Genomic DNA, 18,580 nt, shown 5'->3' with positions numbered 1-18,580 from the left:
GTTTTTATGCGGCCGCAGGGGCCGGGGGGATTCAGGCCAGCGCCTGGGCCAGCAGGTGGATCGGATGTTCACAGCGGAAGCTGGTGCTCATCTCAATCTGCCATTTGCAGGTCTCGCAATCGGTGATCACCAGATCGGGGGAGAGGCGATTGATTTGATCAAACAGCCCCTCACCGATGGTCTGGCTGGTCTGGTAGTTCTCCGACTTGAAGCCGTAGGTGCCGGCGATGCCGCAGCACTGGGACTCCAGCACCGTCACCTTGACTCCGGGAATGGCGCGCAGCAGTTCGAGGGTGTAGATGACGCCCCCCATCTTCTCCATGTGGCAGGGGGTGTGGTAGGCGATGTGCAGATTGAGCGGCTTCATCGCCGGTTTGTTGCCCTTGTAGAACTCGTTCCACAGGAAGCGGGTCACCAGCGAGATGCGATCCCGCACCTTGTGGTTGTCCTGCTCCAGCAGGTGGGGATATTCATCGCGCAGGGTAAAGCCGCAGGTGGAGGAGGTGGCCAGCAGCGGCATCTCGTTACCCAACAGGGAGTTCTCCATCTGCTTGATGTTGAAGGCCGCCTGCTGCTTGGCCTTGTCCATGAAGCCGTTGGCAATCAGTGGTACGCCGCAGCACTTCTCCCGCTCCAGCAACTGCACACCTATGTTCATGGCGTTAAGCACCTGCACCAGCTCCTTGCCAAGCTGCGGGTGGTTGTAGTTGACATAGCAGCCGTGGAAGTAGGCTATCTGGCGCGCAAAGCGGGCCTGAGATTCTTTTTGCTTCTTGTACCAGCCGCGGAAGGTGCCCTGGGAGTATTTGGGCAGATCGCGGTGAGATGAGACCCCCAGCGCCTTGTCCAGCACCAGCTTCATCGGCTTGAGGCCGGTGGTGAAGTTGACTACCGGGGCCATCAGGGTAGACATGCTGCCCATCAGATCTGTGTGGGAGAGCACGAACTCGCGGATCCCCGGTTTGAAGCCGCTGTATTGGTGCTTGGCCTTGGCGATGATGTCGCCGATGCGCACCCCGCTCGGGCAGGCCACTTCACAGCGCTTGCAGTTGGTGCAGTGCTTGAGGGCGCTGTCAAAGAGCTCCGGGCTCTTGATCCGCAGCCGCTCCCCATCCGGGCCCGCCTGTTTCGGGCCGGGGTAGGCGGGGTTGGCCTTGGCCACCGGGCAGTAGGCGGTACAGACGGTGCATTTGATGCACTGATCGAAAGTTTGGTTGGCGTGATCCAGTAGCATGATTTACTCCTCCCGGGCCGGATTGAAAGCAACAGGGATGCGGCAATGGGATTGTCGAGCGGGCAGCGCTCTGCCCGTAGTCAGAAAACAGAGGGTTGGCATCTCAGACGCCAGCCAGAATATGGCCAGCGGCCTGCCAGCCAGTGGCAACCGCAACACCGGAGCCGGAGCCCTCTTTGATGGGGTCGTAATGGGCCAATACACTGCCCGCACCATAGAGGTTGGTCAGCGGCTTGCCACCGCGCAGTACCCGCAGTTTGTCGTCAGTTTTGACCCCAAAACCCATGAAAGGGTGGTGGTCGAACAGGCGGCGACCGGCCCAGGCGTCACGCTCCTCCAGACTCAGAACATCGGCATCGAAGATGGGCTCGCGAATGCCACGCAGACGGGATTCCAGCCCGCGGCTGAAGAAGCTGCCGGAGGCAAGCACGAAGTTGTCCGCCTCGAACAGCTGATCATCGCCATTCTGGGTATGTACGCCGACCACCCGGTCACCTTCGTAACGGGCGCCCAGCACCCGCTCGCTGGTGAGGAAGGTGCCACCAAGGGCCATAAAGCGGCGCTTGAGCGCCTCCTGCATCCGCATCCCGATCAGTGATGGCGGCATGGTGGCCACCTCCTTGATGGTGCAGCCGGTACGCTGCTCCAGCTCCGCCAGACGCGGGCCTACCAGCCCCAGCGACAGGCAGGCGGGCAGCACGATATGGCGGCAGCCGGGTACACCGCTCTCCTGCACCATGCGGCTGATCTCGCGGGCCAGATCGGCCACCAGATGATGCTTGTCACACAGGCGCGCGATGTCGGCTGAGCGAAACTCGTGGGGATTGCGGCTGAATTCCGCCAGCTGGGGCAGGCGGATTTCGCCAGTCAGAATGCGGCAGTGGGCAAAACGCGGATGGGTCGCCAGATTGGCGGCCGCCAGTGCCGGATGAAAGTCGCGAAAGCCCTCGAGGGTGGCCAGCAGCAGTACATCCGGGATCGGCGCATCGGTCACGCAGGCACAGGTATCGGGGGAGAGCCAGGTACGCTTGAGGGTGCCGATGGGAGTCAGGCGCTGGTGATTGGTGTCTTGGCGAACCAGCGGCAATCCCTGCTCGGCGCAGTGGCGCTGCAGATCGGCCAGACTCGCTTCGATATTTTGCATTCCTACTTTGCTGTAGGGGTGATCCGGATGGGCAGCCATAAAGGCGGGCAGGGCGGCGCGGGGATCTCCCTCGCTTTCGAGCAGATCGACCGAGCCGGAGGAGAAGTGCAGGGCACTCTGGCCGGAGGCCATCAGCAGGGTCTTCTGGCCTGCCTCCACCAGCCGCAGGGCAGCCGAGAGTCCCGCCATGCCACCGCCGATAACGATATTGTCAAACTTCATGACGGCTCTCCTTGTGAGTGGTCTCGCTGGTTGGGCCGCGTGGGGTATCGGCAACCAGCTGCGGCGCCGTCCATTCTCCCAGGCCAAACAGCCCTTCGTAAATCCAGTAGGTGAACTCGGCCTCGCGCAGGGCATCGCCCCACAGGACGGGGCGGGTGCCCTTGTAACGTTCCTCCAGGAACTGGCGCAGCATGACGCAGGCCTGACGACCGTCAGCCTTGCCATACTCCTGCATCAGACCTGCGGCGCGGTAGGCGCAGAGCTCGCCTTGGCAGGGGCCCATGCCGAGGCGGGTGCGGCGGCGCAGGTCGATGAGGTTGTCCACATCCAGTTCGCGCAGGGCGTATTCGATTTCGCCCGCGGTGACCATTTCGCACTCGCAGATAAGGGCGTTGGCCTTGGGATTGTCACGGAAGAAGGCGATGACCCGCTCGCCGTGGCGGTATTGGGCGGAGCCTTCGGCAGGCACCGAGAGACCGGGGGCGGAGACCTTTTCCGGATCCCGCGAGCCGGGCAGGCTCAGTTCGGCGGTCTGGCAGGGTGTGCTGTTGCCGAGTTTCTTGGCCAGCAGATCGGTGGCCCACTCCGCCATCAGACGGTAGGTCATCAGCTTGCCGCCGGTAATGGTGTTGAAGCCCTTGAGACCGTCGCGCTCGGCGTGATCCAGCAGCACGATACCGCGGCTGATGTTGCGGCCGGTGTCATCACCGTCCACCGCCACCAGCGGGCGTACCCCGGCGTAGGCGCGCAGCAGGCGGGTGCGCGCCATGATGGGAGCGAGCTTGATCCCCTCGCGTAGCAACACTTCGACCTCTTCGGGTTCGACGGTGAGCTGGTCAATCTTGTTGTAATCGATACGGCTGGAGGTGGTGCCGATGAGGGAGATGGTATCGCCCGGCACCAGAATGTCCGCATCCGCCGGTTTGCGGGCGCGGTTGAGCACCAGCTGGTTGATACGGTAATCCATGATGAGCAGGGAGCCCTTGGCCGGGAACATGCGGATGCCGAGATCGGCGTATTCGCAAATTTGCTGGCCCCAGATGCCGGCGGCGTTGATCACCTCCTGACACTCCACCTCGAACGCTTCGCCGGTGCGGGTATTGATCGCCTTGACCCCGTGCACCCGATCCTGCGTGCGGAGCAGCCCCAGCACCTTGCAGTGGGTAAAGATGCGCGCGCCGTGCTCTTTGGCGTCCAGCACGTTGGCGGCGGCGAGGCGGAACGGGTCGACCGTACCGTCCGGTACATGGATGGCGCCGATCATCGCCGGGTTGGCGTTGGGCTCCATGCGCAGGGCTTCACCGGGATCGAGCTGGCGGGTTTCGATACCGGCCAGGGCGCAGGCATCCATAAAGGTGGTTTGGAAATTGATGTCATCTTCCGGCAGGGTGAGGAAGAGGCCGCCCGTGTCTTCGACACAGTGGCTGGCGATCCGCTTGAGGATGCGGTTTTCCTGGATGCATTCGCGGGCGGACTCCTGATCCGTCACCGCGTAGCGGGCACCGGAGTGGAGCAGGCCGTGGTTGCGGCCGGTGGTGCCGGCGGCGATATCATCGCGCTCGAGCAGGATGCAGTCGATGCCGCGCAGTGCGCAATCGCGCATGATGCCGGCCCCTGTGGCACCGCCGCCTATGATGACGACTTGTGTAGTTATTCTTTTCATTGTTGCCTGTCTCATCTCTTCCAGATGAGGCCAGTGTGGCCTACTTCTGAGTGGAAATGTTTGATATGGGCCAAATTTGCGCTCGCAAACGCTCATTTTCTCGCGCGTTAATGAGCATTATGTGACATTTGTCACGCTTGTTATCACATCGGTCTGTGGGCTGGTGGCGAATAACAGGCACAAAAAAGGGCATCGGATGCCCCTTGTCACTGTTTGACGAGTCTGGTGGGTGTGTGATGGGTCAGCCGCAGCACTTCTTGTGCTTTTTGCCGCTGCCACAGGGGCAGGGATCGTTGCGCCCCGCCTTGAGGGGCGCCGGATCCTGCTCTCCCTCGGTGTAGACCCAGCGGCCCTGATAACGCACGAAGCGGGAGCGCTCATGGAGGCAGTGGCGCTCATCTCCTTCCAGAAACCAGGCTTTGAACTCCACCATCCCGGTTTCATCCTTCGGGCCGCCCTGGCTGGCGATGATCTCGAGACCATCCCAGCGGGTGTCGATGCGTGAAAGCTCTTCGGCGGTGAGACCGCCAAGGTGGGCCGGGTGCCAGCTATGGACCAGATACTTCCCCAGACCGAGCACAAAAGCGCTGTAGCGCGAGCGCATCAGCTGCTCCGGGGTGTCAGCTACAGCACCACTGTGACGTGAGCCACAGCACAATTCGAGAGAAAGGGTTGAGCCGCAAGGACAAAGATTCATGATTTTCACGTTCAGGCCGATTTGTTTATTTAAGGGAATTGTAACGAAAGCTGGGCTCGCCCTGCCAGCACCTATACTGACGAGTAAGCAAGGAATTCCAATAAAAACAGCTGCAAGGATGTGAAAGATGACGCTAAAGCAGAAAATCCTGTTACTGGGTGCAGTCCCCGTACTGTTGATGGCCCTGGTGGTCAATCTCAGTAACTACATGGTCTCCAAGAGCGATCTGGAGTCTGATCTGGTGGTGGCGAGGGAAAATGCCATCAAGGAGCGTAAAGCGCTGCTCAGCAGTTACATCATGATGGCCAAAACCGCTGTCGATGCCGTGTATTCTCTGCCGGATTCTCCGGAAAATCGTCAAAAGGTCAAAGAGTTGCTCAGGCCGCTGCGTTACAGCAGTGATGGCTACTTCTTTGTCTATGACTTCGAGGGCAACACCATACTGCTGCCGGTGCGTACCGAGCTGGAGGGGAAAAACCGCTGGAACGACAAGGATGCCAAGGGCAAGTTGCTGATCCAGGAGATCCTCAAGTCGGCCCGTCAGGGGGATGGTTTTACCGAATACTGGACGGCCAAGCCCTCCATCGGGCGCGATGCTCCCAAGCTGGCCTTTACTCTGGTGCTGGACAAATACCAGTGGGCCATTGGCACCGGTTTTTATATCGATGATATCGATAACGAGCTGGCAGCCCTTCGGGCAGAGCGCGAGAGCAATATGCATGCCTCGTTGCAGAGCAGTGTGCTGGTGATCCTGTTGATCCTCGGTATCACTCTGGCGGCGACCGTCATTGTGGGCAACCGGGTTACCAAGCCGCTGGCGGATGCGGTGCTGGCATTGAACGATATCGCCAACGGTGACGGGGATCTGACCCAGCGCCTCAAGGTGCAAAGCCAGGACGAGATTGGCCAACTGGCCAGCGCTTTCAACCGCTTTGTCGAGCGGATCCAGTCGGTGGTAAGTCAGGTGGGCGAGACCAGCAACCACCTCTTTAGCGCGGTCGACAAGTTGCACCATTTGAGCGAGCACTATGACCATCAGATGCAGGGTCACAGTCGCGAGACCGATCAGGTGGTCACAGCGGTGACCGAAATGAGCTCCACAGCGCAGGAGGTGGCGGCCAGTGCCTCCAATGCCGCGACAGCAACCAGCGATGCGGCCCGTGAATCGGACGCCGCCCGCGGGGTGGTGAGCGGGGCTATCAACAGTATCAACCGGCTAGTGGGGGAGGTGCATACCGCCTCCGGCGTTATCGAGCAATTGGCGCAAGAGACTGCCAAGATTGGCTCCGTGGTGGAGGTCATTCGCGGCATTGCCGAGCAGACCAACCTGCTGGCGCTGAACGCCGCCATTGAGGCGGCCCGCGCCGGTGAGCAGGGGCGGGGCTTTGCGGTGGTAGCGGACGAAGTGCGTTCGCTGGCCGGCCGTACCCAACAGAGCACCAAGGAGATCAACGAGATGCTGCAACGTCTGCAGGGCGGGGTGAAGCAGGCGGTGGAGGTGATGCAGGCGAGCGAGGATCGCAGCCATGAGACGGTGCAGGAGGCGAGCCATATCGCCAGCTCCCTCGACAGCATGGTGATGGCGGTCAGTACCATCAACGACATGAACATCCAGATCGCCACCGCCGCCGAGGAGCAGCACGCGGTCTCCGAGGAGATCAACAAGAACCTGGTGGCCATTCAGCAGATTGTCAGCGAGCTGACCAGCGCGGCGGTGGAATCCAACAGCACCACCCGCGATCTGGCCAGTACCGGCGACAAATTGCGCAGACTGGTATCGCAATTCCGTTATTGATCTTGTAATTGTCCGTGACGGCAACCACAAGATGCGGCCTGACCCCCGGTTCAGGCCGCACTTTATTTGGGGATTGACCAATAATGTGTGAAAATTGCCAGCCTCTTTTTTTCAGCCTTTGCCCCATACCCTATGAATGAGATCGTGAAAGGTAGTATCGATTTGATCCGGCAGCTCAACTACGGCCTGGTCTATGCCAGCCTGGAAGAGCACAAGGAGCTGTCGCGCACCGATCTCTCCCGCCTGACCGGCCTCTCGCCAGCCAGTATCACCAAGATCACCAGGGAACTGCTCGATGGGGGGCTGGTGGTCACCTGTGGTGAAAGTTCGGTGGGGCGCGGCCGTCGTCAGACCTTGCTGCGTATTAACGAACGCCGCTTCCAGTTTCTCTCCATGCGCCTTGGCCGTGGCTACGTGGATATGGCGCTGTTTGACTTCTCCGGCCGTTCGTTGGCCCGCCAGCGCCACCTCTTTACCGAGGAGGAGCGCGCCGATCTGCTGGGCAGTCTGGTGCACGCCATCAAGGTGTTTTTGCCGAGAAAGTCCCTCAGTCTGGCCTGCATCGCCCTCTGTCTGCCGGGTCAGGTAGAGCGCCACTCCGGCATGGTCAAGCACTTCCCCTTCTACGATCTGCGCAACTGGCCCCTTGGCCCGACTCTGCAACAGGCGTTCTCGGTACCTGTGCTGGTAAGCGGTGACGTGCGCACCTGGATCCAGGCCGAGCGGGAGTGGGGGGCTGCCAAGAATTGCGCCGATGCGGTGCTGGTGTTTGTCCACAACGACATCGGGGTCGGCATGGTGGTCAATGGTCAGCTCATCGAGAGCGAGAATGCGCTGCTCGGGGATCTCAGCCACCTGCAGCTCGAACCCTATGGCCAGCGCTGCTACTGCGGCGGTTTTGGCTGTGCCTGCACCCTGGTGACCAATCAGGCGCTGGAGGCGCAATACCGGGATCTGCGCGAGCGGATGCAGGAGCACGACTTGCCCGAGAGCGTCACCATCCGCGAGCTGTGCGAGCTGGCGCTGGCAGGCAACGGCCTCTGTCAGGATATTCTCCATCAAGCGGCGGGTCGTCTCTCCAAGGTACTCTCCAATCTCATCTGCCTGCTCAATCCGGGCAAGCTGCTGCTGGGGGGGGAAATCACCCGTGCCGATCGGTTGCTGTTCCCCATGCTGCACCAGTCGCTGGCCAGCCAGTTGCCCGCCGAATATCTGGTGCGGCTGCAGATTGAATCCACCCACTTCTACGAAGATCCCACCAAGCCCACTTCGGTGCAGGTGCACAAGGCACTGCGCGATGGCAGCCTGTTGCTGGAGCTGCTGCGCAGCTGTCAGGAGTCGTAAGGCAAGAGGAGTGGGCACTGCGTCTGGCGAAAGGGGCGGGGATTGCTGTTCCGCCAGCGCGTAACTCGGTACAATCTTGCGCTTTTCCGGCAGCCCCCTGTTATCGCGCCCTGTGGCGCCATGACATGTTGGCACCGCTGCCGTTCCTGTTTTGACTCCAGTTGTGAACCTAGATGAAGCCTGTTCCTGATCACGCCGTCAACCGCCTGCGGGCCTGGCGCAAGAGTATCTCTACCCGACCGTTTCTTGCCCGTGGCGGCACCCTGGCCCGCTGTCCGGCCTGTCAGCTGCGCGAGGATTGGTGTGCCTGCGAGTGGCGCCCCGAGCTCAAAGCGGAGGCGGGCTTTTGCCTGCTGATGTATGACAGCGAGCCGATGAAGCCCTCCAACACCGGTCGCCTGATCGCCGATGTGTTACCGGATACCACCTGGGCGTTTCTCTGGTCACGTACCCAGCCCCATCCAGAGTTGCTGGCCCTGCTGGCCGATCCCGCCTGGCAGCCCTATGTAGTCTTTCCCGCTTGCGAGAAGGAGCCTGCCCGCCTGACCGGCGAGGTGACGCTGGCACCGGGTAAAAAACCGCTCTTTATCCTGCTCGACGGTACCTGGCCGGAGGCGCGCAAGATGTTCAACAAGAGCCCCTATCTGGACGGTTTTCCGGTGCTCGCCATCAAACCCGATGCACTCTCCACTTACGGTATGCGGGTGGCCAACTGCGATGAGCACCTCTGCACCGCCGAAGTGGCGGCCTGCGTGCTGGAAGTGGCTGGGGAGCTCCAGGCGGGGCAGGCACTGCAGCACTGGTTCAATCTGTTCAGCAGCCGCTACATGGCCGGTCGGGTCAGCCGTTTCCCCGGTGCCGATGAGGAGCATCTCTGTGAGGCACTGGCGGCCATCAAGGAAGCGAACGTCGCTTCACCGGCTTGCTAACTGGCCCTCTGAGGGGGCAGGGGCCTGACAGCTCAAATCAATGAAAATCAGGAATCAATTGGCTGCCACTGTTTCGTTAGATTCATGGTCTGTGGCCCGTTAGGATAGCGGACAGCCTGTGCCCACCGCACAACGTCGTTTTGGTTATCTCCTGTTGCTCCTTCGGGCAACCCACTCTCGTGAGGTCTATGGATGGAATTGGAACTGGTTACCCTGTTTGCCCTGTTTGGTGTGGCGCTTGTCGCCGGCTTTATCGATGCCATCGCCGGTGGCGGCGGCCTGTTGACGGTGCCGGCTCTGCTGGCGACCGGCATGCCGCCGGCGCTGGTGCTCGGCACCAACAAGCTGCAGAGCAGTTTTGGCTCCTTCTCCGCCACCTGGTTCTATGCCCGCAAGGGGCTGCTGGAGTGGGCCATGATTTGGCCTGCGGTGATCTGCACCTTTATCGGTGCGGCTATCGGCACGCTGGCGGTGCAGACCATAGACGCCGCCATTCTCGAGCGCCTGCTTCCTTTCCTGCTGATGGCCTTTGCCTCCTACTTCTACTTCTCGCCGCGGGTAAGCGATGCCGAGAGCTCTCGCCGTCTGACTCCCATGCTGTTTGCGCTGCTGGTGGGGGGCGGTGTCGGCTTTTATGACGGGTTTTTCGGGCCGGGCACAGGTTCGTTTTTTGCCATCGGTTTCGTGGCGCTGGCGGGCTTTGGCATGGCGCGCGCCACCGCCCATACCAAGCTGCTCAACTTCACCTCCAACATCGCCTCCCTGCTGTTCTTTGCGCTCGGTGGCAAGGTGGTGTGGAGTGTCGGTTTTTGCATGGCGCTGGGGCAGTTTATCGGCGCTCGCTTCGGCTCCAAGATGGTGCTGAAAAAAGGGGTGAAGCTGATCAAGCCGCTGCTGGTGACCGTCTCCCTGCTGATGTCCGCCAAGCTGGTCTGGAGCCAGTATCCCGAGCTGTTTGCCTGGATCTGAGCCGCGGCGAGTGTGTGACAATTTGATGTTTACGGGGCCCTTGGGCCCCGTTGTCACATCTGGCGGGTTTACACGGCTAGCGCGGCGTGTCGCTGCAGTGGCGAAAGTGTTGGTGCAGGGCGCTCACCAGCCGGGCGATCCGCTCTCGCTTTAGGCTGTTTGGTCGGTAGACCAGATGCAGGGGACGGCCTAGCCCTGGCAGTGGGCGCGCCATCTCCCCCTGTTCTCTCACCAGCCCCAGCAGGCCAGCGGGGAGCAGCACAGGGCCAATGCCCGCCTTGGCGAGTTCGATGAGCGCCAGATAGGAGTCGAGCTCCATGGCGGGCTCCAATCCCATATCTGCCAGCGGTTCGCGCAGGTAGCGGTTGGAGGGGTTCTCCAGATCCATGGTGAGGATCTTGCGCCTACTTTGTGTGTTGGCTGGTGGCAGGCTCGGCTGCGCCTCGCCCACCAGATAGAAGGGCTCCTCAAGCAGCAGATTGGTGCCGAGGCCATGGCCGGGTGGGAGCCGACCGGCGCAGATGCCGAGCAGGGCATCACCGCTGCGCACCCGCGCCAGAATGACCGGAGTGTGGTGGGTAGAGAGGGCAAGGTGGGGATCGCGCTCCATATAGTCGCGCATGAAGTGGGAGAGATAACCGGCCAGCAGGGTTTCGGAGCAGGCGATGGGGAGGGGGCTCTGATCCGCCAGATCCTGACTATCGGCCAGCACCCCTTTCATTTCGGCCAAGCTCGGGGCCACTCGTTCCAGCAGCTCCTTGGCCTGCGGGGTGAGGCGGATCTGGCGCCCCTCCGGCTCGATCAGCTTCTTGCCAAGGCGCTGCTCCAGCTGGGCAATCCGCTTGCTCACCGCCGACTGGCTGATATAGAGGCGACTGGCCACCTTGGCCATGGTTCCTTCACTTGCCAGCAGGCTCAGCGTCTCCAGCCCTTCCAGTAACATCTCGCCCCCTTGTTTATCGCCATCAGGATCGTCACAGATTGAGCGCTACCTTAGGGGCTGACTGGTTCAGGAGCAAGGGGCGTTTGCTGCCTTGGCCGGTCGAATGCGCCACTCGCTCAAGGGCGGTGCGAAGATCACCAGATTGCCGATGAGGCTGATCACCACTCCGGCCACCGAGACAGGCTGCCAGACAAAACCTTCGTAGAAGGTGGAGAGGGTAAGCGCCACCAGCGGAAAGAGCACGGTGGCGTAGGAGGCCTTGCTGGCACCGATGCGCCCAACCAGGGTCAGGTAGGCGGTAAAAGCGATTACCGAGCCAAACAGGGCGAGATAGACCATGGCCGCCAGATAGTGGCCATCGGTCGGCACCACCAGTTGCTGCCCGAGCAATGTGACCCAGCCCAGCAACAGCACCACGCCGTAAACCATGCCCCAGGGCACCAGTTGCAGTACGTGGTAGCCGTGGCGTTGGCCCCGGGCCGAGACCAGATTGCCCAGCGAAAAGCAGAGGGTGCCGCAACAGGCGAGCAGCAGCCCCTTCCAGCCGTTTGCACCCAATTGCGCATCTGCCAGCACCGGCCAGAACAGTAACAGGGTGCCAAAGAGGCCCAGCAAGGAGCCTTGCAACCAGCGCAGGGTGGGGCGCTTGTTCTCGAACAGCCAGAGGTTGAGGCCGTTGAAGATGCTGGCACTGGCAAAGATCACCGCCGACATGCCGCTCGGGATATAGCGTGTGGCGTGGTAAAAGCAGAGAAAGTTGGTGGAAAAGAGCAGGGCACCGAGCAGCGCCGCATAGCGCTGGCCATGCCACGGCAGGCGCGGAAAGCGGCCGCTGGCGGTGAGCAGTGCAAACAGCGCAACCGCTGCCAGCAGGAAGCGATAGAGCACCGACACCTCGATGGGGATGGGGCCAAGTTGCCAGGCGATGGCAATCCAGGTGCTGCCCCAGATAAGCACGGTGGCAAGATAGAGCATCAGATTCATCACAGTTCCGGTGAGTCAGGGAGAGATGACCCACTATGGGGCTAGCCCTGATGGCTGGATTGCACCATCTTGCGGTTTTTCATCTCCCTGCGCTGTCATCTGCGGGCGCGGTCGGTAAGATGGATGGCAGCGGGATAACCCGTACACATAACCGGAACAGGCGGCAGGGGCGAATGAAAACAGCAGGGGTATTTGATGCACTGGTCAGCACCGGCGCCCGGCTGGAGGACGCCTGCTGGCTTGAACCCGGGCTTGGCGTCGCCAGTTGGCGCAACTGCTATGACCAGACCCGCTATCACATGCCGGGCCACCACACCCTGAGCGTCTATCTGCAAGGAGGCGAGCAGACCGAGCGACTCGATGGGCCGGGTGGCCACGGCGGCACCGGCAAGGTGTGCATCATGCCGGATCACCACAGATCCGAGTGGCTGGTGCGCGAAGAGTTTCGCTTCTTTCATCTCTACTTCACCCCGGCTCACCTCACCCGTATCGCCGAGGAGGCGTGTGACAAGGAGGGGCGCCACCTGCAACTGGTGGACAAGACCTTTATCGACGATCCGCAGGCGGCCGGGCTTGTGCAGCGCCAGTTGATGCAGCTTCAGTGGCAGCACGGGGTCGATCGGTTGGCACTCTCCCACGGCGCCTGGATGTTGATCCTCCACGCCTATCGCCACCACACCGAGGAGGCTCCCGGCCTGCCGCCTCTGCGCGGCGGGCTGGCGCCCGTGGTGATCAAGCGGGTGCAGGAGTATCTACAGGCCCATCTGGCCGATTCGGTCACGCTGGCAGAGCTGGCCCAGCAGGCGGGGCTGAGCGAGTATCACTTTGCCCGCATGTTCGGCCAGAGTCTCGGCTGCCCGCCCCATCGTTATCTGCTTGGGCTGCGGCTCAAACGGGCCAAGCAGCTGTTGGCTGGCCCCGAGCCGCTGGCCAGCATCGCCAGTCAGTGTGGCTTCTCTTCCCAGGCCCATTTCGGCAATCGTTTTCGCGAGGCGTTTGGTTTGACGCCGGGGCAGTGGCGGGCGCAATTGTCATCTTCCCGTCACAGATAACCCTGAGACTTTGGGCAAAAGAGGTGTACTCTCTACCACTTATCCATTGAAAGGAATGCCCATTGAATTATCGCAAACGTCAAATCCGTACCCGTCATCTCTGGTTCAGCCACTGGAATGCCCCGCAAGATCGCACCGCTGTTGTGACCCCTCCCGAACCTGCAGTGCCTCACAGTTCACGTTGAAAAAGCCCCGCCTGCGATAGGATTTTTCCGGTAACTTTGCCACTATTGCCCCATCACAATGATGTGGACATGGCTGGATGTTTCTGGAACGTATTGAAGTCAAAGGTTTTCGCGGTATAAATCGCCTGTCGCTCGGGCTCGATCAGACAACGGTGCTGATTGGTGAAAATACCTGGGGCAAATCAAGCCTGCTGCGCGCCCTCTGGTGTCTGCTGGGGCAGGATGCCGAGCCCTATCAGTTCACCGCCGAGGATTTTCACCAACCGGAAGATCCCGAATTGGCCCCAGTGCGCCACCTGCAACTGGTGCTCACCTTCAGTGAGCACAGACCCCAGATGTGTCAGCACTCCCGTCGGCTGGCCCGTCTTTGCCCCTCCTGGGTGCTGCACAAGGACAAATTCCACCGCATTCACTATCGCGCCAGCGCCGAGCTGCAGGCGGATGGCTCTGTGCTCACCATTCACGACTTTCTCGACGGGGTAGGCAAGAGCTTGCCCATCGCCAATACCCACGAGCTGGTCTGCCTGCTCATCACCATGAACCCTGTGTTCCGGCTGCGGGACGCCCGTACCGCTCGCAACGGGGTGGAGACATTGCAGTGGGGAGATCTCTCCGAACATCGCTTGAGCGAGCTGGCGGACAAGCTCATCGACGAACCCCAGCGGATCGGCGAGCCGGAGCTCAAAGAGGCGTTGCAGGCGGTGCGCCAGCTGATGGATCACTACTTCAACGCCCTGGCCCCCATCAAGAACAAGCCGCGCAGTCAGCGTGACATCATCAATCGCCCCATGACATTGCGCAATCCGGGCAACCTGCATACCCTGCTGCGCCGCGCCGATAACCGCGCGCTGCAGCTGGCGATGGCGGGGATGGCGGCTACCCTGCTGCAAGCGCGGGGCAACCGGGAGCTGGAGGAGGGGGCCCGTCCCATCATGATCCTGGAGGATCCTGAGAGCCGGCTGCACCCGACCATGCTGGCGCTGGCGTGGGGGCTGCTGGAACAACTGCCGGGTCAGAAGCTGCTCACCACCAACTCGGGGGACTTGCTCTCTTCCCTGCCGCTCAATCAGGTGCGGCGGCTGGTGCGCCGTCAGCAGGATATCCTCTGTCACCAGCTGGGGGGCGAGCGTTACAGCAGCGACGATCTGCGCAAGATCGCCTTCCACGTGCGGATCAACCGCCCCATGTCGCTGTTTGCCCGTTGCTGGCTGCTGGTGGAGGGGGAGACCGAGATCTGGCTGCTCTCCGAGTTGGCGCAGATCTGCGGTTACAGTCTGCGGGCCGAAGGGGTGCGGATCATCGAGTTTGCCCAGTGCGGCCAGTCGCCGCTCATCAAGGTGGCGCGGGATTTTGGCATCGAGTGGCACCTGCTGACCGATGGCGACGAGGCGGGGCTCAAGTATGCCACCTCGGCCCGGGGCCAGCTCAAGGGCGAGCGGGAGCGGGACCGACTGACCCAGCTCCCTGCCGCCGACATCGAGCACTACCTCTATCACAACGGTTTTGAAGCTGTGTTTCGTCGCGAGGCCGGGGTGGGCGGGCGCGCCATGTGGAGCGCCAGTCACATCATCAACAAGGCGATCCATCACCGCAGCAAGCCGGGAATGGCGCTGGCGGTGGTGGAAGAGGCGGAGCGGCTCGGCGCCGAGCATATTCCGCCGGTGATCCGCCAGATGTTTGCTCGGGTGGTGGCGCTGGCCCGCGGTCAGGGCTAAAGCCAGCGCTGCATCCCGTCCCTATGGACATGGCTGCCAGCAGGGCGCCCTTCAAGGTGGGCCATGCTGGCGGCAAATTGCCCCGGATTGTTTGCCCACGATTGTTTGTCGCGATTGGGGATATCCGCCGGTTTGGGTATACTCGCCCCTCTCTGGCGCCCCGGTGGCGCACCTCGAATCTTTACTGCTGGAGGCGTCGTGTTCGTCCAACTCCCTTTTTGGCTCTTTCCCCTCACCGGATTGATGGCGCTTGGCGCCCTGATCGCCCTCGGTATCGTGCTGTGGCGCGGTGATATCTGCCCTGGCCAGCGCTCGCGCATCACTCAGCAGCTCTTCTCCATCTGGGTCATTACCGCGCTCTCTCTGATGCTGGCGGTGGAAGCCAAGGCGGCCAGCTGGCTCATCTGGAGTGGTGGGGCCGCGCTGGTGCTCGGGGTTGGCTTGTCACTGGCCCAGTCACGGCTGGAGGGCAAGCGTTCAGTCCCCTCGACACTGCTCTGGCTACCGGCGTTGCCGCTCGCTCTCTATGGCATCGGGCTGCTGCAACTGCAGGGCTGGGTGAGCGGTCTGCTGCAGATGGCGATGCTGGGGGCGGCCTTTGCCCACCTGATGCTGCTGCGGGCTCGTCACCGCCTCAAGGCATTCAACACCCTGTTGCCGCTGGCCGGTCTGGTGGGGGCGATGGCCAGCCTTGTCTGGCTGGCAGTGCTGGTGGGCTGGCAAGGGGGTGAGGCCAATCTCGATGCCCTGATCCCGGCGGTGGTGACCCAAGCAGCGCTGCTGGTGGCCTCCCTGCTGCTCTGGTTCAGCCCGCTCTACTTGCAGCGTGATACCGCGCCAGTGGTGGTCTCCACCTCCCTGTGTGGCCTGCTGATCGCCCAGATCGCCGCTACCAGTGTGTTGCACCAGCTGATCTGACACTGGCGCTGAAAGGAGCAAGCCCCGAGCCAACACTCGGGGCTTTTGCATATCTGGCTTGCAGGTATCGCTACTATCAATTAACAGCAATCAATTAGCAGCTATCGATCAATAGAAATCGTCGGCCCCGCAGATAAAGAGGCAGCTGCTGCGCGGTTGGGCGAGATACTCCCGGGTCAATCCCTCCAGCGGCATGCCGAAGGTGCAGATATCTTGCGGCGAGGGGAGGGCGGTATCGAGGATCCGCCGCCAGTAGCCGCCGACCCCCTTTGGCGGGCTCGGCAGGTTGAAGGTGAGGGGCTCCCAGTAGGCGTTGAACAGCACATAGAGCGCCAGCTTGGTTTCGCTCGACAGCGCCGACATGGCGATGGCGTGGGAGTGGGGGCTGAAATCCGGTTGTCCGGCGTTGACCCCGTGCCAGCAGATCTCGCTGTGGCGCAGGATCTCGGTGAGCGATAGCGGCATGCTCTCCTGCTCCGGGCGCTGGAACAGGTGTTTGCGGTATTGGATCAGCTCCTTCATAAAGCGGAACATCTCCTGACTGCGGGCATTGGGCAGCCAGTTCATCCAGCAGGTGACATTGTCTTGACAGTAGCCGTTGTTGTTACCCCGCTGGGTGCGCAGTAGCTCGTCTCCCATCAGCAGCATGGGGGAGCCCACCGAGAGCAGGGTCGCCACCATCATGTTTTTGGCCTGGCGCATCCGCAGGGCGTTGATCTGGGGATCTTCCGTTACCCCTTCATGGCCGTGGTTCCAGCTGAAGTTATGATCGCAGCCGTCACGGTTCTCCTCCCCGTTGGCCTCGTTGTGCTTGCTGTTGTAACTGGCCCAGTCCCACAGGGTAAAACCGTCGTGGCAGGTAACGAAGTTGATGCTCTTCTCGGGATCGGCGTGGTGATAGTGGTAGATGTCGGGACTGCCGCAGAGCCGCTCGACAAAGGCGGTGACGCTGTTGTCATCCCCGCGCAGGAAGCGGCGCACATCATCCCGGAACTGGCCGTTCCACTCACGCCAGCGGGCGCCGGCCAGTGACCCCACCTGATAGAGTCCCCCCGCGTCCCAAGCTTCGGCAATCAGCTTGATGTCGGCGATGTTGGGGTCGGTATCTATGGTGCGCAGAGTGGGGGCATTGGCCTGCGGCTGACCCGATTCATCCCGCGACAGAATGGCGGCCAAATCGAAGCGGAAGCCATCGACGTGCATCTCCTGACGCCAGAAGTGGAGGCTGTCCATGATCATCCGCAACACCACCGGATGAGCGCCGTTGAAGGTGTTGCCGCAGCCCGAATAGTTGGTGTCCTTCTGGTTGTTGTCGAGGATGTAGTAGGCCTCGTTGTCGATGCCGCGAAACGAGAAGGTGGGGCCATCATCACCCCCTTCGGCGGTGTGGTTGTAAACCACGTCCAGGATCACCTCGATATTGGCCTTGTGCAGCGCCTTGACCATGTCGCGAAATTCGGTCAGCGGATCATCGCCGCAGGCGTATTGGGCGTGGGGGGCGAAAAAGGACATGGGGCTGTAACCCCAGTAGTTGGAGAGTCCTTTGGGCGCATCCTGAGGATCGAACTGGAATACCGGCAGCAGCTCGACGGCGGTGACACCGAGAGATTGCAGGTAGGGGATCTTCTCAATCAATCCGAGATAGGTGCCACGCAGCGCCGGATCGACCCCGGAGCTCGGGGACTTGGTAAAGCCCCCCAGATGCAGCTCGTAGATCACCGAGCGGGAGAGGGAGTGAGCGGGCAGTTTGTCTCCTTCCCAGTCGTAGTGGCGAGTATCGACCACCTTGTTCTTGGCGCAACAAGCCAGATTGCTGCCTGGACGGGCCGCCGCCCATCGATCGTAATTGGCGCCAAGCTCGATGCTGCGGCCGTAAGGGTCGAGCAACACCTTCTCGGCATCGAAGCGGGTGCCGCCATATGGGCGCCACGGGCCCTGAATGCGATAGGCGTAACGCTGCCCGACCGAGATCCCCTCCACATGGATATGCCAGTAGTAGGCGGTGCGGTTGAGGCGCGGGGAGAGGGGGATCACCTCGGGGGTCGCATCGTCTGCGCTTGCGAAGAGCAGCAGTTCGACCCGGCTGGCGAGGCGTGCCCAGATCGCAAAGTTGACGCCGTGACTGTCGGGTGTGGCCCCCAACTGACGGCAGTGACCGGCGGAGATGCGCATATTCTACCTACCCAAAATGAGGAGTGTTCACCTTATTGAGTGTAGTGCCGGATGCCTGGCAAGGACTCGATTGCCTGAAAAAACAGCATGATGCTGCTAATGACCGCACTATTTGTCCGATTAATCTACGAATAAACTTTTTTTGAGATATTTACTTGCAATCTGTGCGCTGGCGCCTATTATTGGCGACCTCAGACGCGGGGTGGAGCAGCCCGGTAGCTCGTCGGGCTCATAACCCGAAGGTCGTCAGTTCAAATCTGGCCCCCGCAACCATCTGAGATCCTGACCAGTCAAGCCGGTGTAACCGGTTGGTGGAAAAGGAGAAATCGAACTGGCTACTGCTCGGCCACTTCGAGAAAAATTCGGACGCGGGGTGGAGCAGCTCGGTAGCTCGTCGGGCTCATAACCCGAAGGTCGTCGGTTCAAATCCGGCCCCCGCAACCAACTCTTTCGTCAGCTTGCGATTGTGTAAACAGTCGAAAGCAGGCAAACGCCACCAAGCCACTGCTCGGCTTGAGAGTGACAATTCGGACGCGGGGTGGAGCAGCTCGGTAGCTCGTCGGGCTCATAACCCGAAGGTCGTCGGTTCAAATCCGGCCCCCGCAACCAACTTT

Annotated in this window: 14 protein-coding genes and 3 tRNA genes; 10 read left to right on the top strand and 7 right to left on the bottom strand. The window is 61.4% G+C overall.

Going from position 1 to position 18,580, the window contains the following annotated elements; translation table 11 throughout:
• Positions 1-31: 31 nt before the first annotated feature.
• From glpC to AB5Y83_RS03120, 4 genes are all read right to left on the bottom strand, one after another.
• Entirely contained in the window at positions 32-1,234 is a 1,203-nt protein-coding gene (glpC, locus tag AB5Y83_RS03135) for an anaerobic glycerol-3-phosphate dehydrogenase subunit GlpC (protein WP_075115084.1), read from the bottom strand.
• A 103-nt stretch (positions 1,235-1,337) separates the two neighbouring features.
• Complete coding sequence (gene glpB, locus AB5Y83_RS03130) at positions 1,338-2,600, bottom strand: glycerol-3-phosphate dehydrogenase subunit GlpB (RefSeq protein ID WP_136502200.1); 1,263 nt, start codon at positions 2,598-2,600, stop codon at positions 1,338-1,340.
• The gene (glpA, locus tag AB5Y83_RS03125) at positions 2,590-4,263 is read right to left on the bottom strand and encodes an anaerobic glycerol-3-phosphate dehydrogenase subunit A (RefSeq protein WP_368174682.1); all 1,674 of its coding nucleotides are present in this window, start codon (positions 4,261-4,263) and stop codon (positions 2,590-2,592) included. Before glpA ends, glpB begins: the two co-directional genes overlap by 11 nt.
• A 241-nt stretch (positions 4,264-4,504) precedes the next feature.
• On the bottom strand, positions 4,505-4,960 hold the full coding sequence (locus AB5Y83_RS03120; RefSeq protein ID WP_368174681.1) for a YchJ family protein: 456 nt from the start codon (positions 4,958-4,960) through the stop codon (positions 4,505-4,507).
• Positions 4,961-5,087: 127 nt separating this feature from the next.
• Between AB5Y83_RS03120 and AB5Y83_RS03115 the strand changes: the two genes are divergently transcribed.
• The 4 genes from AB5Y83_RS03115 to AB5Y83_RS03100 all read left to right on the top strand — a co-directional run bounded on the left by AB5Y83_RS03115 (position 5,088) and on the right by AB5Y83_RS03100 (position 9,997).
• Positions 5,088-6,755, top strand: coding sequence for a methyl-accepting chemotaxis protein (locus tag AB5Y83_RS03115; protein ID WP_368174680.1), 1,668 nt, complete (start codon positions 5,088-5,090; stop codon positions 6,753-6,755).
• A 132-nt stretch (positions 6,756-6,887) separates the two neighbouring features.
• On the top strand, positions 6,888-8,099 hold the full coding sequence (locus AB5Y83_RS03110) for an ROK family protein (RefSeq protein WP_042055876.1): 1,212 nt from the start codon (positions 6,888-6,890) through the stop codon (positions 8,097-8,099).
• Between the two features lie 173 nt (positions 8,100-8,272).
• The gene (locus AB5Y83_RS03105) at positions 8,273-9,028 is read left to right on the top strand and encodes a tRNA-uridine aminocarboxypropyltransferase (protein ID WP_368174679.1); all 756 of its coding nucleotides are present in this window, start codon (positions 8,273-8,275) and stop codon (positions 9,026-9,028) included.
• A gap of 192 nt (positions 9,029-9,220) precedes the next feature.
• Positions 9,221-9,997 (top strand): TSUP family transporter, encoded by a 777-nt coding sequence (locus AB5Y83_RS03100; protein ID WP_368174678.1) that lies wholly within the window; start codon positions 9,221-9,223, stop codon positions 9,995-9,997.
• A gap of 76 nt (positions 9,998-10,073) precedes the next feature.
• On the opposite strand, the gene AB5Y83_RS03095 is transcribed toward AB5Y83_RS03100, so the two are convergent.
• Positions 10,074-10,940: a LysR family transcriptional regulator gene (locus AB5Y83_RS03095; RefSeq protein ID WP_236322422.1), complete on the bottom strand. Its 867-nt coding sequence runs from the start codon at positions 10,938-10,940 to the stop codon at positions 10,074-10,076.
• Positions 10,941-11,006: 66 nt separating this feature from the next.
• Positions 11,007-11,924 carry a DMT family transporter gene (locus AB5Y83_RS03090; protein ID WP_368174677.1) on the bottom strand — a complete coding sequence of 306 codons (918 nt, stop codon included), beginning with the start codon at positions 11,922-11,924 and terminating at the stop codon, positions 11,007-11,009.
• Between the two features lie 173 nt (positions 11,925-12,097).
• Here AB5Y83_RS03090 and AB5Y83_RS03085 point away from each other — a divergent pair, with 173 nt between their 5' ends.
• From AB5Y83_RS03085 to AB5Y83_RS03075, 3 genes are all read left to right on the top strand, one after another.
• Complete coding sequence (locus AB5Y83_RS03085; RefSeq protein WP_368174676.1) at positions 12,098-12,976, top strand: helix-turn-helix domain-containing protein; 879 nt, start codon at positions 12,098-12,100, stop codon at positions 12,974-12,976.
• A 262-nt stretch (positions 12,977-13,238) separates the two neighbouring features.
• The gene (locus AB5Y83_RS03080) at positions 13,239-14,876 is read left to right on the top strand and encodes an ATP-dependent endonuclease (RefSeq protein WP_368174675.1); all 1,638 of its coding nucleotides are present in this window, start codon (positions 13,239-13,241) and stop codon (positions 14,874-14,876) included.
• Between the two features lie 198 nt (positions 14,877-15,074).
• A complete protein-coding gene (locus AB5Y83_RS03075; protein ID WP_139440621.1) occupies positions 15,075-15,794 on the top strand; it encodes a hypothetical protein in 720 nt (239 codons plus the stop codon).
• Between the two features lie 108 nt (positions 15,795-15,902).
• On the opposite strand, the gene glgX is transcribed toward AB5Y83_RS03075, so the two are convergent.
• Entirely contained in the window at positions 15,903-17,966 is a 2,064-nt protein-coding gene (gene glgX, locus AB5Y83_RS03070) for a glycogen debranching protein GlgX (protein ID WP_368174674.1), read from the bottom strand.
• A gap of 196 nt (positions 17,967-18,162) precedes the next feature.
• Here glgX and AB5Y83_RS03065 point away from each other — a divergent pair.
• From AB5Y83_RS03065 to AB5Y83_RS03055, 3 genes are all read left to right on the top strand, one after another.
• Positions 18,163-18,239, top strand: a tRNA-Met gene (locus AB5Y83_RS03065).
• A 94-nt stretch (positions 18,240-18,333) separates the two neighbouring features.
• A tRNA-Met gene (locus AB5Y83_RS03060) sits at positions 18,334-18,410 on the top strand.
• 88 nt (positions 18,411-18,498) lie between these two features.
• Positions 18,499-18,575 (top strand) — tRNA-Met (locus AB5Y83_RS03055).
• Positions 18,576-18,580 lie beyond the last annotated feature (5 nt).

This window comes from Aeromonas sp. R5-4, assembly GCF_040908215.1.
Lineage (GTDB): Bacteria > Pseudomonadota > Gammaproteobacteria > Enterobacterales > Aeromonadaceae > Aeromonas > Aeromonas veronii.
This window is presented reverse-complemented; position numbering and strand designations above follow the sequence as displayed.

Excerpts from the sequence above, each read along its gene's own strand:
- AB5Y83_RS03110 (WP_042055876.1), top strand. The coding sequence starts at position 6,888 with ATGAATGAGATCGTGAAAGGTAGTATCGATTTGATCCGGCAGCTCAAC.
- glpC (WP_075115084.1), bottom strand. The coding sequence starts at position 1,234 with ATGCTACTGGATCACGCCAACCAAACTTTCGATCAGTGCATCAAATGC.
- AB5Y83_RS03085 (WP_368174676.1), top strand. The coding sequence starts at position 12,098 with ATGAAAACAGCAGGGGTATTTGATGCACTGGTCAGCACCGGCGCCCGG.
- AB5Y83_RS03120 (WP_368174681.1), bottom strand. The coding sequence starts at position 4,960 with ATGAATCTTTGTCCTTGCGGCTCAACCCTTTCTCTCGAATTGTGCTGT.
- glpA (WP_368174682.1), bottom strand. The coding sequence starts at position 4,263 with ATGAAAAGAATAACTACACAAGTCGTCATCATAGGCGGCGGTGCCACA.
- glpB (WP_136502200.1), bottom strand. The coding sequence starts at position 2,600 with ATGAAGTTTGACAATATCGTTATCGGCGGTGGCATGGCGGGACTCTCG.
- AB5Y83_RS03080 (WP_368174675.1), top strand. The coding sequence starts at position 13,239 with ATGTTTCTGGAACGTATTGAAGTCAAAGGTTTTCGCGGTATAAATCGC.
- AB5Y83_RS03090 (WP_368174677.1), bottom strand. The coding sequence starts at position 11,924 with ATGAATCTGATGCTCTATCTTGCCACCGTGCTTATCTGGGGCAGCACC.
- glgX (WP_368174674.1), bottom strand. The coding sequence starts at position 17,966 with ATGCGCATCTCCGCCGGTCACTGCCGTCAGTTGGGGGCCACACCCGAC.
- AB5Y83_RS03105 (WP_368174679.1), top strand. The coding sequence starts at position 8,273 with ATGAAGCCTGTTCCTGATCACGCCGTCAACCGCCTGCGGGCCTGGCGC.
- AB5Y83_RS03100 (WP_368174678.1), top strand. The coding sequence starts at position 9,221 with ATGGAATTGGAACTGGTTACCCTGTTTGCCCTGTTTGGTGTGGCGCTT.
- AB5Y83_RS03095 (WP_236322422.1), bottom strand. The coding sequence starts at position 10,940 with ATGTTACTGGAAGGGCTGGAGACGCTGAGCCTGCTGGCAAGTGAAGGA.
- AB5Y83_RS03115 (WP_368174680.1), top strand. The coding sequence starts at position 5,088 with ATGACGCTAAAGCAGAAAATCCTGTTACTGGGTGCAGTCCCCGTACTG.